The sequence below is a fragment of the Pseudoflavitalea rhizosphaerae genome (genome assembly GCF_003991355.1).
GTDB lineage: Bacteria > Bacteroidota > Bacteroidia > Chitinophagales > Chitinophagaceae > Pseudobacter > Pseudobacter rhizosphaerae.
This window is the reverse complement of record NZ_RCSU01000018.1, coordinates 64,748-82,073: the sequence shown is the minus strand read 5'-3', so window position 1 is coordinate 82,073 and position 17,326 is coordinate 64,748. Positions and strand designations below refer to the sequence as shown.

13 protein-coding genes are annotated in these 17,326 nt (G+C 48.0%); 11 read left to right on the top strand and 2 right to left on the bottom strand.

The annotated features are described in order from the left end of the window. Positions 1-2: 2 nt before the first annotated feature. Positions 3-764 (top strand): sugar-binding domain-containing protein, encoded by a 762-nt coding sequence (locus D9Y29_RS23935; protein WP_241238029.1) that lies wholly within the window; start codon positions 3-5, stop codon positions 762-764. Positions 765-863: 99 nt separating this feature from the next. Beyond that, positions 864-1,541 (top strand): NUDIX hydrolase, encoded by a 678-nt coding sequence (locus D9Y29_RS23930; protein ID WP_241238028.1) that lies wholly within the window; start codon positions 864-866, stop codon positions 1,539-1,541. A 74-nt stretch (positions 1,542-1,615) separates the two neighbouring features. Here the strand turns inward: D9Y29_RS23930 and D9Y29_RS23925 are convergent, their stop codons facing one another. Next, the gene (locus D9Y29_RS23925) at positions 1,616-2,644 is read right to left on the bottom strand and encodes a LacI family DNA-binding transcriptional regulator (RefSeq protein ID WP_127132769.1); all 1,029 of its coding nucleotides are present in this window, start codon (positions 2,642-2,644) and stop codon (positions 1,616-1,618) included. Positions 2,645-2,685: 41 nt separating this feature from the next. Continuing rightward, positions 2,686-3,726 (bottom strand): LacI family DNA-binding transcriptional regulator, encoded by a 1,041-nt coding sequence (locus D9Y29_RS23920; RefSeq protein ID WP_127132768.1) that lies wholly within the window; start codon positions 3,724-3,726, stop codon positions 2,686-2,688. Positions 3,727-4,020: 294 nt separating this feature from the next. Between D9Y29_RS23920 and D9Y29_RS23915 the strand changes: the two genes are divergently transcribed. The 9 genes from D9Y29_RS23915 to D9Y29_RS23875 all read left to right on the top strand — a co-directional run bounded on the left by D9Y29_RS23915 (position 4,021) and on the right by D9Y29_RS23875 (position 17,321). Further along, positions 4,021-5,529, top strand: coding sequence for a xylulokinase (locus tag D9Y29_RS23915; RefSeq protein ID WP_127132767.1), 1,509 nt, complete (start codon positions 4,021-4,023; stop codon positions 5,527-5,529). 30 nt (positions 5,530-5,559) lie between these two features. Next, positions 5,560-6,888, top strand: coding sequence for a xylose isomerase (gene xylA, locus D9Y29_RS23910; RefSeq protein ID WP_127132766.1), 1,329 nt, complete (start codon positions 5,560-5,562; stop codon positions 6,886-6,888). A 42-nt stretch (positions 6,889-6,930) separates the two neighbouring features. Beyond that, the gene (locus tag D9Y29_RS23905; RefSeq protein ID WP_127132765.1) at positions 6,931-8,562 is read left to right on the top strand and encodes a sodium:solute symporter; all 1,632 of its coding nucleotides are present in this window, start codon (positions 6,931-6,933) and stop codon (positions 8,560-8,562) included. Positions 8,563-8,572: 10 nt separating this feature from the next. Continuing rightward, the gene (gene uxuA / locus D9Y29_RS23900) at positions 8,573-9,745 is read left to right on the top strand and encodes a mannonate dehydratase (protein ID WP_338143012.1); all 1,173 of its coding nucleotides are present in this window, start codon (positions 8,573-8,575) and stop codon (positions 9,743-9,745) included. A 167-nt stretch (positions 9,746-9,912) separates the two neighbouring features. Next, positions 9,913-10,644: an NUMOD4 domain-containing protein gene (locus D9Y29_RS23895; protein WP_164735530.1), complete on the top strand. Its 732-nt coding sequence runs from the start codon at positions 9,913-9,915 to the stop codon at positions 10,642-10,644. 289 nt (positions 10,645-10,933) lie between these two features. Beyond that, positions 10,934-11,524 (top strand): RNA polymerase sigma factor, encoded by a 591-nt coding sequence (locus tag D9Y29_RS23890; RefSeq protein WP_127132763.1) that lies wholly within the window; start codon positions 10,934-10,936, stop codon positions 11,522-11,524. A gap of 63 nt (positions 11,525-11,587) precedes the next feature. Further along, complete coding sequence (locus D9Y29_RS23885; RefSeq protein WP_127132762.1) at positions 11,588-12,553, top strand: FecR family protein; 966 nt, start codon at positions 11,588-11,590, stop codon at positions 12,551-12,553. Positions 12,554-12,580: 27 nt separating this feature from the next. Further along, positions 12,581-15,922, top strand: a complete 3,342-nt coding sequence (locus tag D9Y29_RS23880; RefSeq protein ID WP_127132761.1) for a TonB-dependent receptor — start codon at positions 12,581-12,583, stop codon at positions 15,920-15,922. A 10-nt stretch (positions 15,923-15,932) separates the two neighbouring features. Continuing rightward, positions 15,933-17,321, top strand: coding sequence for a RagB/SusD family nutrient uptake outer membrane protein (locus tag D9Y29_RS23875; protein WP_127132760.1), 1,389 nt, complete (start codon positions 15,933-15,935; stop codon positions 17,319-17,321). Positions 17,322-17,326: the final 5 nt, after the last annotated feature.

Here is a 17,326-nt window from a genome sequence, read left to right as displayed (position 1 = left end):
GAATGTTATCGTCGCTTTTGTGTTTGTTCCTCTTGCAGGAAATCAACGCGCAGGAGAAGGGCCGCGAAAGGATCAATCTCAATGATGGCTGGCAGTTCATGCGCTATGAAGGTGATGCCGATTCATTGATCTATGATGAACGGACCCGGGTATTTGATCGTAACGATAATAAAGTTGCCGATACAAGAGCAACCGAAGAACGAACAGTGATCGCATCCGGCAGGGCATTGAAGGAATGGATCCTGCCTTCAGCCAATGATTTTATCAGCGACCCTTCAGGGCGCCATCAACGGCCACCGGGAAACCCGGGCAGCAATTTCCCCTTTGTACAACCAGGATTTGATGACACAAAATGGAAATCAATAAATCTTCCTCATGACTGGGCTATTGCCGGTCCGTTCTATAAAGAAGAAAACGCGATCGTTGGCGGTGGTATGGGAAGATTACCGGTGCAGGGAGTGGCATGGTACAGGAAAAAGATAAATGTACCTTCTTCCGATAAGGGAAGAAGGTTCTACCTGGATATCGATGGCGCCATGTCGTACGCTATGATCTGGTTGAATGGAAACCTTGTTGGGGGCTGGCCCTACGGATACAATTCGTTTCGCCTCGATCTTACACCTTTCATTTCCAAACAAAGGAAACTTTATGCGGGCCTGCTACTGGTGATCGTCAAAGGAAAAGCTGGTAAAGCGGGAAAGATAGTACTGAAAGCCACTTCGCAGGAATTACAACCGGCAAACCTGGAAATACGGTCCGAATAACCGTACCCGCTATGAGGGCAGCCTTTGTTGAGCAATGCTTCGGATATGTTTGATGGCTTATATTTGTATATGCCCTCCGGATATTCATCTGCACAACGCATGGCGGTTGCCATTGATTCCGTCGTCTTTGGATTTGACGGAGAAGAGATCCGTTTATTACTCATTCACCGCGGCTTCAAACCTGAGAAAAGCAAATGGAGCCTGATGGGTGGTTTTGTTCAGGAAAGAGAAAGTCTCGATGATGCAGCCACCAGGATACTGAAACAGCTAACAGGTCTGGAAGGTGTTTTCATGGAGCAGGTGCAGGTTTTCGGCGATCCCGATCGCGATCCCCTGGAACGCACTATCTCCGTTGTCTACTTTTCTTTGATCGATATCGAAAAATATAAACAGCAACTGAGTGAGGACTACCGGCCCGAATGGTTTTCGCTGGACCAGCTGCCTGGCCTCATCTTCGATCATGGCAAAATGGTTCAGGCGGCTCTCGATCGTTTACGGTATAAAGCTGCATTACACCCGATCCTTTTTGAACTGCTACGCGAGAAGTTCACCATTCGTGAACTATTCAATTTATACCAGGGCGTGTATGGCAAGGAACTCGACAAAAGGAATTTTGTAAGGAAACTGAACGATACAGGTTTGTTGATCAGGCAAAAGGAAAAAGAAACCGGAACATCCAAAAAGGGTTCTTTCTATTATAAATTGAACAAACGGAAGTACAAAGCCAATGTAAAAGCATTTATCAGCCTGATGCCATCCAGGGACTTGTTCAAATAAATTCTTTGTACTGTTTTTCAATTACCGGTATGACCGGGTTTGAAGCACTGCAATCTGCTGCCGGTGATAGTCATTTAAGATTTTCGAAGGGATGACTGGCGGATGATCAGTTCCGATCTTACCACAATCGTTTGTGTATGCCTGATATCCGATAATCCTTCCAGGTGATTGATGAGATTACGTGCAGCTATCTCCCCCATATCGATACCAGGATAATGGATGGTGGTGAGCCTGGGCTCCACGATCTTGCTGATAGCATCATTGTTGAACCCTACGATGGCAATATCCTGCGGGATGCGGACGCCATTCTCTTTCAGCGTTTGCATGCAGACGGCAGCGGAGAAGTCGTTGGTGATGAAAACGCCATCCGGCCTGGGTTTCATCTTGAGGATCTGCAGGGCTGCCTCCACCCCGCACTGTTCACTGAGGTCTTTGATCAGTACATTTTCCTTTTTATAAGTGATACCATTATCCTGAAGTGCATCTGCATAACCCTTATGCCGCTGTGCATACACGTTCCTTTTGAGATTGGCGGTTACCATTACGATGTTTTTGCAATCCTGTGAGATCAGGTGCTCTGTGGCCTGGTAGCCGCATTTGTAATTATCGATGATCACTTTTGTGCACTCACTGTTCTCTTCCACGCGGTCGAAAAAAACGATGGGTATGTTCTTTTCTTCAAACAATTTGAAATGGTCCAGGTTCTCTGTATCGAAGGAGAGAGAAGCGATGAGTCCATCTACGCGTTTGTGGAAAAAGTTCATGGCATTGGCCGCTTCTTTGGCGTAGCTTTCTGAAGAGTGTGCGATGAGCAGATCGTAGCCGGCTTCTGTTGTCACTTGTTCGATACCTGCGAGTACGGAAGTGATGAAATTTGAATTGAGCTCATGCACCATCACGCCGATGGTATTGGTCTTTTGTTTGCGCAGGTTGCTGGCGAAAGTATTGGCGCGGTAACCCATTTCGCGGGCCGTCTGCTGGATCTTCTTCCGGGTGTTCTTATTGATAGCGGGATGGTCTTTCAGTGCGCGGCTGACGGTGGCGGAAGAAAGGTCCAGTTTCTGGGCTATATCGTAGATCGTGACGTCCTTTTTCTCTTTCATATTGCAATCGGTTGCATTCGGTTGAATAAAAAAAATACAGGTTACAAAGATGTCTTTTTTTGTGAAGACGCGCGAATGATCAGTTCAGATTTCAGGATTATGGAATTGGTATTGCTTGCGCCGGGAAGGCCGTTGAGGTGCTCCAGGAGGCTCTTCATGGCAGTTTCTCCGAGGCGGCTGCTGCTATAATCGACGGTTGTGAGGGAAGGCGAAACGATGCGGCTGATGGGGTCGTTGTTGAATCCTGCAATGGCGATATCGTCCGGGATGCGGATGCCTGCTTCCAGCAGGGCCAGCATACAGTGGGCTGCAACGGTGTCATTGGCGCCAAAAACGGCGTCGGGGCGCTGTGCGGGTTTCTGTTTCAGTATCCAGGCCGCGGCGTCTGTACCGGCGCTTTCCAGGAGCTGACTGATGCGCACGAGCTTTTCATCATACGCGATCCCCGCATCTCGCAATGCGTGTTTATAACCCCTGAGACGATCGGCATACACATTTCTTTCCTTGTTGCCACCCAGGTGCAGGATCCGCTTGCAACCCTGGTCCAGCAAGTGTTTGGTGGCTTCGTAGGCAGCTTTGTAATTGTCGATCGTTACGCTGGTGCAGGAGGACTGGTCCCAGGTGCGATCGAAGAAAACCACAGGTATCTTCTTGTTAAGGAAAGGCTGCAGGTGATCGATGCTTTTAGTGTCGTAAGCCAGTGAGATCAGTAGCCCGTCCACCCGCTTGTTGAACATGGTATTGGCATTCACTTTCTCTTTTTCCTCTTTTTCAAGGCTCTGGGTAATGAGGAGGTTGTAGCCCTCCCGGCTGGCTGTGTCTTCCATAGCCGCCAGCACCCCGCTCATGAACTGGGAGTTCAACCGTGGTACGATCACTCCAATGGTATTGGTTCGTTTGCTGCGAAGGCTGCTCGCAAAGGTATTTGACCTGTAACCAAGCAGCTGCGCGGCTTCTGCGATCTTTTTACGCGTTTGCTTATTGATGGTGGGGTGGTCCTTCAAGCCTCTGCTGACCGTGGTGGCCGACAAATTCAGGTATTTGGCAATGTCGTATATGGTAACCTCTTTCTGGTCCGGCATGGATTGGCTTTCTGTTTACAAAGAAATGAAGGTTTTTTTGTAAAAAAAATTGCAATCGGTTGCATTATATCAAAAAGGATAGTATATTCGTTTCCGGTGCATACAATGAACGATTGCAGATAAACCAGGAAACCTGCTTTTACTATAAGCTGCTATATGAAGAAGATCAACTCCTTTATATTACCTGTTGCTGAATGGACCCGGTTCCGGGCTCTTCCTTTCATCTGTTCAGTCACTCATTCGCGCTTATCCGCTCTCTTGCTGTTACGAACCATTAAAATCACCCGATAAAACATGCTCCTCCTCGGAATAGATACCGGTACCTCTTCTATCAAAGTTTCTGTAGTTGATGCCGTAAACCAACGCCTGCTGGCCAGCGCTCAGTATCCCGAAACGGAAGCGGATATCATCTCCCTTCAACCCGGATGGGCTGAACAAAGCCCGGACCAGTGGTGGGAAAATATCAAACAGGCAATACTTAAATGTCATGCTACCGGTCTCTATGAACCGAAAGATATTGCCGCCATCGGCATCGCTTATCAAATGCACGGACTTGTACTGGTAGACGCCAACCAGCATGTGCTGCGCAATGCAATTATCTGGTGCGATAGTCGCGCTGTTGAAACCGGCGAAGCCGCTTTCAAAGCCATCGGGGAAGAACATTGTTTATCGCATTTGCTGAATTCACCCGGCAATTTCACTGCCGCCAAACTGGCCTGGGTCAAGCAACACGAACCGGATCTGTACAAAAGGACCCGCTTTGTGATGCTGCCCGGAGATTTTGTAAGTATGAAACTTACAGGAGAGATCAATACCACTGTGGAAGCGCTTTCGGAAGGGATCTTCTGGGATTTCAAAACCAATTCACTCTCGGAAGATGTACTGAATTATTTTGGTTTCGATAAAAGCCTGTTCCCGGAGATCCATCCTGTATTTGCGCCGCATGGTTTTCTGAAAGCGGCTGTGGCGGACAGGCTGGGACTTCGGTCAGGCATTCCCGTTGCTTACAAGGCCGGCGACCAACCCAACAATGCCTTATCGCTTAATGTGCTGCATCCCGGTGAAGTGGCCGCCACGGCAGGTACTTCAGGCGTTATCTATGGCGTAAGCGATCAGTTGGCATTCGACAGGGCCAGCCGTATCAACTCCTTTGCGCATGTGAACCATCACCTGCCTGAGCAGATGGGAGGGGAAGGAATGGGCACCAACCGCACCGGCATCCTTCTTTGCATCAATGGTGTTGGTATATTCAATAAATGGATCAGGAATATTGCCGGCAGCAATCTCAGTTATGCAGCTCTCAACGATGCAGCAGCTGGCGTCCCGGAAGGAGCGGAAGGATTGATCGCATTGCCATTCGGCAACGGGGCTGAAAGAATGCTCAATAACCGCACCATCGGTGGTCACCTGCTCAACCTGGATTTCAATCAACACACGGCTGCACATACTATCCGCGCTGTACAGGAAGGTATCGCCTTTGCTTTCCGTTACGGACTGGATATCATGCGCGAGAACGGCATCCATCCCACCGTGGTGCGCGCAGGAAAAAGCAATCTCTTTTTGAGTGAAGTGTTCACGGACGCATTTGTGGAAACCAACCAGGTGGAAGTGGAATTCTATGAAGGCGACGGAAGCTTTGGAGCTGCCATCGGCGCAGGCATCGGCGCAGGAATCTACCCGGATCTCGCAAGCGCATCCGGAAAGCGCCACCCCATCAGCATTACAAGCCCATCAGGTCTTAGCCACTACGAGCCATTGTACCAGCGATGGAAAGCAGCACTACAGGGAAAACTCGATCAATAAAAAAATACAGATCATAAAACATCAATTACTATGGATATTGTGAAAGGAAAGAAAGAATATTTCAGCGGCATCGGAACCATCCGCTATGAAGGCGCTGAAACCGACAATCCACTGGCCTACCGCTGGTATGATGAAAACAGGACAGTTGCCGGAAAAACAATGAAAGAATGGTTGCGCTTTGCCTGCGCCTACTGGCACAGCTTCTGCGGAAGCGGCGCCGATCCCTTCGGTGAACCAACGCATATCTTCCCATGGGATAATAATCCTGATCCCATCGCCAAAGCAAAAGAAAAAGCCGATGCCGCATTTGAATTCATGACCAGGCTCGGTCTTCCTTTCTATTGCTTCCATGATGTGGATGTAGTAGACTACACCAATGATGTGGCAGATAATGAAAAGAGATTACAAACTCTCACAGCCTACCTGAAAGAAAAGCAGGCGGCCAGTGGCATACAATTGCTCTGGGGCACGGCCAATCTTTTCTCCAACAGGCGATACATGAACGGAGCCGCCACCAACCCTGATTTTCATGTACTGGCTCACGGTGGCGCACAAGTGAAAGCTGCATTGGATGCTACCATCGAACTGGGAGGACAGAACTATGTTTTCTGGGGAGGCAGGGAAGGATACATGAGCCTGCTCAATACCGATATGAAACGCGAGAAAGAGCACCTCGCCAGGTTCCTTCATACCGCCAAAGACTATGCGAGAAAGAACGGTTTCAAGGGAACTTTCTTCATCGAGCCCAAACCCTGTGAACCGAGCAAGCACCAGTATGATTATGATAGTGAAACGGTGATTGGTTTTCTCCGCCAGTACGACCTGCTGAATGATTTCAAACTGAATATCGAAGTGAACCATGCCACCCTTGCCGGCCACACTTTCCAGCATGAGCTGCAAGTGGCTGCCGACGCGGGTTTGCTGGGTTCTATCGATGCCAACCGTGGTGATTACCAGAACGGCTGGGATACAGACCAGTTCCCCAATAACCTCAACGAGCTGGCGGAATCCATGCTGGTGATCGTAGAGGCCAACGGATTTGGTGGAGGTGGTATCAATTTCGATGCGAAGGTCCGCAGGAACAGTACCGATGCGGAAGATTTGTTCCATGCGCATATCGGGGGGATGGACACATTTGCGCGCGCATTGCTGATTGCCGAAGCGGTACTCACGAAATCCGATTACAAAAAGATCCGCGCCAACCGTTATGCATCCTTCGATGCCGGGAAGGGCAAAGCATTTGAAGAGGGAAAGCTTACACTGGAAGACCTGCGAAATTTTGCTGCCGCAAACGGTGAACCTGCTGTAACAAGCGGTAAACAGGAGTACCTCGAAAATCTGATCAACAGGTTCATCTGACAGAAACCATCAACATAAACCCTTTCCACAAAACACTGCTATATGGAATTTTTAGGATTCGTCGATTGGATCTTTGTGATCATCTACCTGCTGGTGATTGCGGGTATTTCTATCTGGAGTATCCGTAAGAGCAAGGAGTCTGCTTCCGATTATTTTCTGGCCAACCGCAATCTCGGCTGGTTCGTGATCGGCGCAAGTATCCTGGCTTCAAACGTAGGCTCAGAGCATATTGTAGGCCTTGCCGGTTCCGCAGCCAAATCCGGAACAGTGCTGGGGCACTATGAATTGCACAGTTATATCGTGCTCATCCTCGGGTGGGTTTTCGTTCCTTTTTACATGCGTAGTATGGTATACACCATGCCCGAGTTCCTGGAACGAAGGTTCAACCCTCAATCCAGACGATTGCTCAGTATCATTCAACTGCTCAGTTATGTGATCACCAAAGCATCTGTGACCATCTTTGCCGGTGCGCTGGTGTTCAACCAGTTCCTGGGCGTGGATTTCTGGACGGGCGCCATTATTCTTGTTGTGGTAACCGGAGTGTACACCATCTTCGGTGGATTGCATGCCGTGATGTATACCGAAGCCATCCAGGCCATCGTGTTGCTGATCGGTTCATTGATGCTGATGGTATTGGGACTGAGAGAAGTGGGCGGATGGGATGCGATGATCGCGGCGCTGCCCAAAGAGAAACTGAATATGTTCCCTCCGATGAACGATCCTGAATATCCCTGGCTGGGTATTTTAATAGCATCGCCCATTGTGGGCCTCTGGTACTGGTGTACAGACCAGCATATCGTACAAAGATGTCTTGCTGCGCGCAATGAACAGCAGGCGAGGAGAGGCACCATCTTTGCGGCTTACCTGAAGCTGATGCCTTTCTTCATTTTCCTGATCCCCGGACTGATCGCATATGTATTGCATTCACAGGGCAAGCTGCAACTGGATGATACCAATGCCGCCTTTCCTGCAATGGTGAAACATATCATGCCCGTAGGGTTGAGAGGATTGCTTGCCGGCGGTCTGTTGGCAGCCTTGATGAGCTCGCTGGCATCAGTTTACAATGCCTGTTCCACTTTGTACACCATGGATATTTACAAAAAGCAACATCCGGAAGCTTCCGAGAAACAACTGGTGAAAGTTGGTCGCATCGCTACCGGCGTAGTGGTGATCCTGGGTATGCTCTGGATCCCATTGATGGGAAGGATCTCGAGTGGATTGTATGATTACCTGCAAAGCGTTCAATCCTACCTGGCGCCGCCGATCGCCGCCGTATTCCTGCTGGGCGTATTCTTCAAACGTCTCAATGCAAAAGGCGCCTATACTGCGATGGTGATCGGTTTCATAATTGGTCTTGCCAAGCTGACGCTGCAGATGTTCCAGACGAACCTTAACCCCGGAGGTTTGCTGCATAGCTTCGCTACCATCAATTTCCTTTTCTTCTGTATTTATCTTTTCCTGTTCAGCATCGCGGTGATGGTGGTGGTGAGCCTGCTCACGCCCAAACCCGATGAGGAGCATATCCGCGGACTCACTTTTGCCACTACAGTGGCGGAAGACAAAGCCGCCAGCCGCGCCAGCTGGAACAAATGGGATGTGATCCTGAGTTTGATAGTAGTGGTGATCATTGTTGGAATATTCGTTTATTTCTCACCGTTAGGTGTGGCAAAATAAAAGAGAAATTATGTTGATGCACCAGACAATGCGATGGTTTGGGCCTAATGATCCTGTTAAACTGTCTGATATCCGCCAGGCGGGTTGCGAAGGTGTGGTTACTGCCCTGCACCATATCCCGCCTGGCCATGTCTGGTCTGTAACGGAGATCAATATCCGTAAATTCATCATTGAATCGGAAGGCATGAGCTGGACGGTGGTGGAGAGCCTGCCCGTTAGCGAAGCCATCAAAACACAGACCGGCGATTACCAGTGGCATATTCAGAATTATTGTCAGAGCCTCCGTCACCTGGCAGCCTGCGGCATTAAAGTGGTCACGTACAACTTTATGCCGGTGCTTGACTGGATAAGAACAGACCTGAGTTGGAAACTGCCGGATGGCGCACGCGCATTGTATTTTGAAAAGCTGGCCTTCATCGCCTTCGATCTTTTTCTCCTGCAAAGACCAGGAGCAGAGAAAGATTATACAAAGGAAGAGGTCCGTCTGGCGAAAGACAGGTTTGAACAGATGCGGGAGCAGGAGAAGCAGACGCTTTTCGCCAATGCCTTGCTGGGCCTGCCCGGCAGTGATGAAGCCTTCACGCCCCAGGAAGTTTTGAAAGCATTACAAACTTATAAGCATATCGATGCTGATCGTCTGCGTCAGCATCTTTTCTTCTTTCTTCAACAGGTGATCCCTGTTGCGCAGGAACTGGGCATTCAAATGGCCATCCATCCTGACGATCCTCCCTATCCCGTGCTGGGGCTTCCGCGCATCGTGAGCACGGAAGAAGATATTGCAGCGATCATTGCTGCAGCGCCTGCTGCCAATAATGGTTTATGTTATTGTACAGGTTCATTGGGTGTAAGACCTGACAACGATCTGCTCTCCATCCTGCGGAGATTCAGTGAGCATATTCACTTCCTTCACTTGCGGAATACCGCAAAAGACGCCTACGGAAATTTCTATGAGGCCACTCATTTGGGTGGTGATACAGATATGTTCCCGGTGATAAAAGAAATCCTGCAGATACAAAAAAAACGCGGAAAGCGGCTACCAATGCGGCCTGACCACGGTCACCAGATGCTGGATGATCTCGATAAGAAAACATATCCCGGCTACTCGGCCATTGGCAGATTGAAAGGTTTGGCAGAGTTGAGAGGTTTGGAACTTGGCGTTTATAGATGGATGTTGGAGCAATGAAAATGTCAAATTAATAGGTGAAATAACCCATTTATGAATTTTTTCCGTTGCTGGTAAATAATGGAGTGAATAGAAATAGTATTTTTATTCCCGGATATTGCATTCCGTTATATCCTCCATTAACCTTGCCAATGAGACGAGAAAATAAACCTTACCTAAATCTCAGTTTGAGTAACATTGAAGGAGAGCGCTGGAAAGACATTCCCGGTTTAGAGGGATATTTCAAAATTTCCAATAAGGGGCGCGTTAAACGTATGGCTTACGAAGCCGTTTACTCCAATGGAATTATCTATCATGAACGCCCGATGATCATGAAGCCTTATGTGCATAAGCACAGGAATGAATACAAGGGCGATTTCAAAACCTATCTCAGCATTACACTTACTGTTGAGGGTGTCCGTTACCGTTATACGGTTGCCCGCCTCGTGTTCAATTGTTTTGTAAAAGAAATGGACCTTGAAGACAAGAGCATCGTAATCTTTTATAAGGACAATGATTCCTTCAATCTCAGTCCACAAAACCTTCGCATTGCCACGCTCAGTGAAAAACAGAAAAGGATCAAGGAGCTGGGGCGTTCTCCATCGCCATTGCATAAGCTCAGCCGCAGGCAGGTCCTGGAACGTTTGCAGCGTGCCCGCGAAAAGCGGATGCGTCCCGTTTCCCAATATAATTTCAGGGGAAAGAAGATCCAGAGTTATCCGAGTGCCCGTGAAGCTGCCAGGTCAACCGATGGCAATGCTTCCAATATCCTGCAGGTGGCGCGTGGTAATGCGATCAGTGCAGGTGGTTACCTGTGGCGCTTTGGTAAATCGCCGCGGATAGATGTGGGCGACCTGAGGGGAGGAAGGCAATCTCCTTTCTTTAAAACTAATGTAAACAAAGCCCGGCAATTTGCTTAGAAATTCTGGTAAGTATCTGCCCGCCATAGGATAATGATCCAGGGGATGAGTCTTTCGGAGCATCCTTGTCAGGATTCTATGGCGGCCATAATGCGTAAACCTGGCGTCAATTAACCAAATTGAAACGCTCTTGGCTTATTTCCCTATCTTGCAACCATACCGGACAGTAGTCCGGACCACTTCGCCTTATCATACCCATTAGACCTTCTTACATGGCCATGGCAATCAAGTTGCCGGAATAAATCCGCAATATTTTTATATCATTGCCCGATTGACCAACGTGCTATCCATGAATTTGTCTGATCAGAATGCTTTGGAATTATTGCAAAAGGATCCTGTGAAAGGATTCAAAGTGCTTTTCGACAAGTACTGGGATATGTTGTTTGCCATCGCAGTGACCAAGCTGCCCTCACGCGAGGAGGCAAGAGACACTGTGCAGGAAGTTTTTCTCAGTTTATGGGCCAGCCGCGATTCCATCCGGGATGAGGGATCCCTTTTTCCCTGGCTCAGCACCTGTTTGCGTAACAGGGTATACAATCACTATGCACGCAACAAGACCAGGCAACAGTTCATCCGCGATATGGAAGGCCGCTTCACGGATGCTGCCAATAACGTGGCTGAAAAGCTGGCATCCAAAGAACTGAAAGCACTGATTGAGGAAGCCATTTCCCAGTTGCCTCCGAAAATGCAGTTGGTATTCAGGATGAATAAAGAAGAACAACTCGCCCCTTCCGAAATCGCTAAAAACCTGTCGCTCTCCGTACAAACGGTCAAGAACCAGCTGTACCGGGCAAATGAGCAGGTGAAAAATTATATCGCAGCCAGGATTGAACCTTCTATCCTTATCATTATCCTGTTGGCCATGATGGATAAAAAATAATTTTTTTTCCGATGGTACTATCGGAACTGCAACCTGTATTTATTCAGTAACAAGCTAACAACTTTGCATTACGACTATCTATATTACCTGCTCAATAAGCAGGCAGGGGGAGTTATTTCCCCTGAAGAGGAATTGATCCTGGAAAAATGGTACAATTCCCTTCAGAACCCAATTCCCGTGAGTACTGAGGAAGCGCATACAGACAAGGGAAAAAGTTGGGAAACCCTGCAGCATCAACTGACTGCCAATGCCGGCGCCATCGCTCCGGTCCGTACCCTCTGGAAACGCTGGTTCCAGGCCGTTGCCATGCTGATAATGGTTGCAGGTGTTGCCACTTTAGCCCTCTTGTTCAACCGTAAGCCTCAGGCAAAACAATTTAGCTATACTGCCGTGGAAACAGGCAGGCAGAAAAAATCCGTTACACTCTCTGATGGCTCCCGCGTTTGGGTGAATGCCCATTCCAGGTTACGTTTTGCTGATGACTTCAACGAAAATCGCCATGTTATCCTGGACCATGGAGAGGCCTACTTTGAAGTAACACGGGATACCAATCACCCTTTCCGGGTAAAAGTTGATAAACTGGAAGTAAATGTGCTGGGAACAGCTTTCAATATTCAATCCTTTTCCCAGCTCAATGAGATCAAGGTAACGGTAACACAGGGCAAGGTGGCTGTGAACGATTCCCTCAACTGCCATGAAAAACTATTGCCGGCTCAGGAACTGACCTATCTCCGGAGCAATCATCAGTTCCGTATCAATAGTATCGATCCCTCCCGTAACAATGACTGGAAAAATGGAAAGATCTGGCTCAATAATATTACCCTGAAAGAGCTGGCAGTATACATCCGCAACATCTATGATTATGATGTGGTATTTGTAAACAAAGAGCTTGGTAATTGTAAGAACACGATCAATTTCAGTGAAAAAGACAAGCTGAAAGAGGTACTGGACCTGCTGAAGCTGCTTAATAAAATCAGTTACACCATAAAAGATAAAACGATTTATCTCGACGGCAATAGCTGTCAATAATTCTCAAAACCAAAACTTCTTGTGAGTATGCACAAACTGATCAAAGGACTCGGGAAAACCGGGTCTGACTCCTTCCGTTATCGAAGCCGGTTCCCGGTGATCTTGCTGCTGTTGATGCTGGGTTGCAGTCAATTGCTCCTGGCACAGACCATTCGTGAAAAAAGGGTCACTATCCGTTACAATTACGAATCACTCAGCAACTGCCTGAAGCAATTGCAGGCCAGGAGCGGTGTGTCTATTTCCTTCAATGAAAGTGATGTGGCCAGGTATACCATCAATGACCTGAACTTCCAGGAAACTTCCGTGGAGCAGATCGTTACAAAGTTGCTGTTGAATACCGGCCTTCAATTCCGTGAAGTGAACAATGGACTGGTGATCTTCAGCAGAACCAGTTCTGTTACCAAATCACAGCAATTCAAACAAGTTAAAGGCCAGGTAAAAGGAGAGGATGGAGTTCCAATTGCCGGCGCTTCCATTCAGATCAAAGGATCATTCAAGGGTGTGTACACAGGTAATGACGGAAGGTTCGAGATCAGCATTCCTGAGGGTAAAGGTCTCCTCCAGATATCCTCCACCGGGTTTGAAGGAAAGGATGTTCCCGTATTAGATAGCTTGTTATCGGTTGTGCTGAAAAAGGATGACAAGCAGCTTGAAAGTGTGGTGGTAGTTGGGTATGGACAGGTGAATAAAAAGGATGTCACAGGTTCCGTGAGCTCTGTAAAAGGGGATGAACTCAATAAAATGAACAGCTCCAATTTCGATGCAATGCTTACCGGCCGTGCAGCAGGAGTGCATGTGGTAAAATCTTCCGGTGCGCCCGGAGCAGTGGCTTCCATCAGGATCCGGGGTGGTACATCCGCAGTTGGTAATAATGAGCCGCTCTATGTAATTGATGGCATCCCCATTGAATTAGGGGATGGTTTTGGCAATGCAGCTTACCAGAATGACAGCCGTAACAAGATCTCTCCGCTGGCCAGTATAAATTCTGAAGATATTGAAAGTATTGATATCCTGAAAGATGCTTCCGCAACTGCTATCTATGGTTCCAGGGGCGCCAATGGCGTAGTGATTGTTACTACCAAAAGAGGAAAGAAGGGCGATAAGCCGAATATTACTTTTGACGTCAACAGTTCGGCTGACAAGTTCGTTAAGCAGTACAATATGCTGAATGCGGAACAGTACCATAATGTGGTAAAATCAGCTTATGCTACATTACCCGCTACTTATGTTGCCTATCCGGATATGCCGGATGTAAATACCAATTGGGTAGATGAAACCATCCGTACTTCTTTCTCCAATAATATTTACCTCAACATCAATGGAGGCAGCCCTACAGGCAATACGATCTACTCTTTTTCCGGTGGCCTGACTACCCAGGAGGGGCCGATCCGCAATACAGACTTTTCCAGGCAGAACCTGAAAGGAAGTCTTGAAACTACATTGTTCGATAAACTCCGCTTTGGGACCAATATCAATTTCAGTTTGAACGAAACCAATGGCAGGGGCAACGGCCAGTATTACCTGCTGGCAAGATATCGCCCGGATGTTCCGGTGTATGATTTGAAAGGTAATTATGGCGCTTCTCCGGACAGTGTTACTTCCAACCCGGTGGCCAGGATGCGCCAACCCAATATTGTGAAGAGCCAGGTAGTGATGACTTCCTTTTTCGGAGAAGTGGAATTGATCAGGGGATTATTGTTCCGCTCCACTTTCTCTGCCACTACTACCAAAGGCACCAATGAAGCCTATACGCCATCCACGGATGTTTTCGAGATCCGGAACAGGAGAAAAGGTTCCAGGACGGATTTCATCAACTCCGGATCTTCGAGGATTTTTGATAATACGCTTACCTACAACCAGCGTTTCGGGCACCATGCCATCAGTGCTGTAGCAGGAGCATCCTGGTCTCTCACCAAATCCACATTCACTACCCTGAACACAACTTCATTTGTAGACGATGAAGTATTGAACGATATCGGCTCTGCCAATTCCATGCAAACATTCACCAGTGGCGGCGCTATCAGTGGCCTTGCCTCTTATTTCCTGCGTGCGAACTACAATTTCGCAGGTAAATATTATATAACCTTCACAGGAAGGGCCGACCATTCCACCAAGTTCAGTCCGGTTAACCGTTGGGGTTATTTCCCTTCCGGTGCGCTGGCATGGCGGATATCCCGCGAGGATTTTATGTTGGGCAGCAAGCTGTTCAATGATCTGAAACTGCGTGTGTCTTATGGTAAAACAGGATCGGCCAACTTCGCGGATTTCCAGTATTCCACTTTCTTCAAATCCGGCAACTATTACGGCGGTAACAATGCCGTTGCCGTGAATACCATCCCCAACCCGGATATCAGGTGGGAAGCCACCTACCAGTTGGACGCGGCAGTTGACTTCAATATGCTCAACAATAAGTTGCGCGGCACATTGGGCTATTTCCGTAAAGTAACCAATGATCTTATTCTCAACAAGGAGATCATTAGAGAAACCGGTGGCCGTACACAACCGGCCAATATGGGAGATTTTCTGAATCAGGGCTGGGAATTTCAGATAGGCAGTGACCTGGTCAATAACAACAAGATCGCCTACCTGGTGGATATCAATATTACACGTTACCGTAGCAAGGTCCTGAAGCTGAACAGCGGCTCCTACCTTAATATGAAAGAGGGCGAACCGATCGGTCACTTTACCGGATGGAAAGTGGCAGGCATCTTCCAAAACCAGGAAGAGATAGATGCCCTGAATGCAAAAGCTCCCGGCGGCAGCTACCAATCGCAGCAAACCAGGCCGGGCGATTTCAAATTCGTAGATGTCAACGGAGATGGTGTGATCAATAATGACGATCAAACCGTATTGGGCAAATCGGAGCCAGACTTCTATGGTGGCTGGAACAATATCTTCCGTTACAAGAACTTTGAAATAAGCGCTTTGTTCAACTTTTCATTGGGTAACAGGCTGGACAATTCCGGTTACAAGAGCATGGTGGTGTTCGCCAATAACAATAATAATTATTCAGACCAGATCCTGGGCGCCTGGTCGCCGGACAATCCAGGTGCAGGTTTGCCGAGGGTGATAGTGAATGATCCCAACAGGAACAACCGGAACTCCGACTATTTCATTGAAGATGCTTCTTTCTTCAAACTGAAAAATGTGCAGGTGAGCTACCTGCTCCGGAATAACCTGCTGCGCAAGGTGTTCGTTTCGGGTATTCGTTTATATGGTTCCGTTAGTAACGTATTCGTACTCACGAAATACAAGGGGCTTGATCCGGAAGTAAATACTGCCCCTTCCAATAATTTTTCCCAGGGTGTGGATAGCAATATCTATCCGCTCACCAGAACTTTTACTCTTGGTTTTACTGCAAATTTTTAAATGCTACATCATGCGCAAAAAAATCTATACAACCGGTTTCATTACGCTGGCCCTTGCAGGAGCATCCTGTAATCTGGTGGATGTAACCGACATCGATCCTATCAATCAATTGGCCGAAGACCAGGCCATTACAACGGTGAATAAGGCGCAGGCCGCGCTCACAGGTACTTACAGCGTTTTGAAAACAGGTTTGGAATTAGTGGTGTATTACCCGGGCAGCGCCTGTCTGATGGGTGGAACGATGGACCTCGGCGGCAGTGGTGGAAATGCTGAATCACAATTCAGGGACCATGAAATTGATCCGCAGAATTATACTGTAGACGCAATTTATACAAAGTGGTATGCAGTGATCAGTAATGCCAATCATATCATTGAAAAAGCACCCCTGATTGAAACGCCTAATCCAAGAAGGGATGAGATCATTGGCGAAGCAAGGTTCCTGAGAGCGCTGGCGCATTTTTACCTGTTGCGTTTTTACGGCCAGTTCTTCGATCTCAATTCAAAATACGGAGTGGTGATCAAAGACAAACCGATCCGCGAAGCAAAATCCGAACCGCGTTCCACGGTACAGCAAACCTATGATTTCATTCTGGCGGACCTGGACTATGCGATAGCGAAAGGCCCGACATTTACCCAAACCATTTATGCTTCCAGGCAGGCGGCAAAAGCGCTGAAAGCAAAAGTACTTTTGTATATGAAGAAATTCCCGGAAGCGGCCACCCTGGCCCAGGAGGTGATCACGGAAGGCCCTTTCAGTTTGGAAGCCACTTTCTACGATGTGTTCTTCAAAAAGATCTTCGGTACCAAAGAAGCGATCTTCCAAACACCTTATGATGATAAGAACGACCGTAACAACAAGGCATTCATGTTCCGTTCCACTTATCTTCCGTCAGAAGAATATAAACTGCAACTGGAAGGAGACAAACGGGATACCGCCGCCACAACCAGGACCTCTGCGGGCCAGTTGAGGAACAAGAAATTCAACAATACCTTGTACCCTTTCAGTTCGCCTCCCACTACACTTACTGCCGATACAGAACATTTCCTTCGCCTGGCAGAGATTTACCTGATCCGCGCTGAAGCGGTAGTGCGCAGTAATGGCAACCTGGAAGATGCCAGGGATGCCCTCAACGAGATCCGCAACAGGGCTGTGATGCCGGAATATACCAGCAATGATCCGGCCGAGCTGCTGGAACTGATCCGGAAAGAAAAGATCCTGGAACTGGGAGCAGAAAGCGGCGAAGAGTGGTTTGATCTTATCAGGTATGCTACCAATGGCAACCTGAATATCAATACCATCAAACCTACAATCACATCGGTGAACCAGTACATTTTGCCACTACCATTCAATACCGTAAAACTGTCGGACAGCATTGTGGTGCAAAACCCAGGCTACTAACCGAA

Excerpts from the sequence above, each read along its gene's own strand:
- D9Y29_RS23935 (WP_241238029.1), top strand. The coding sequence starts at position 3 with ATGTTATCGTCGCTTTTGTGTTTGTTCCTCTTGCAGGAAATCAACGCG.
- D9Y29_RS23930 (WP_241238028.1), top strand. The coding sequence starts at position 864 with ATGGCGGTTGCCATTGATTCCGTCGTCTTTGGATTTGACGGAGAAGAG.
- D9Y29_RS23925 (WP_127132769.1), bottom strand. The coding sequence starts at position 2,644 with ATGAAAGAGAAAAAGGACGTCACGATCTACGATATAGCCCAGAAACTG.
- D9Y29_RS23920 (WP_127132768.1), bottom strand. The coding sequence starts at position 3,726 with ATGCCGGACCAGAAAGAGGTTACCATATACGACATTGCCAAATACCTG.
- D9Y29_RS23915 (WP_127132767.1), top strand. The coding sequence starts at position 4,021 with ATGCTCCTCCTCGGAATAGATACCGGTACCTCTTCTATCAAAGTTTCT.
- xylA (WP_127132766.1), top strand. The coding sequence starts at position 5,560 with ATGGATATTGTGAAAGGAAAGAAAGAATATTTCAGCGGCATCGGAACC.
- D9Y29_RS23905 (WP_127132765.1), top strand. The coding sequence starts at position 6,931 with ATGGAATTTTTAGGATTCGTCGATTGGATCTTTGTGATCATCTACCTG.
- uxuA (WP_338143012.1), top strand. The coding sequence starts at position 8,573 with ATGTTGATGCACCAGACAATGCGATGGTTTGGGCCTAATGATCCTGTT.
- D9Y29_RS23890 (WP_127132763.1), top strand. The coding sequence starts at position 10,934 with ATGAATTTGTCTGATCAGAATGCTTTGGAATTATTGCAAAAGGATCCT.
- D9Y29_RS23880 (WP_127132761.1), top strand. The coding sequence starts at position 12,581 with ATGCACAAACTGATCAAAGGACTCGGGAAAACCGGGTCTGACTCCTTC.
- D9Y29_RS23875 (WP_127132760.1), top strand. The coding sequence starts at position 15,933 with ATGCGCAAAAAAATCTATACAACCGGTTTCATTACGCTGGCCCTTGCA.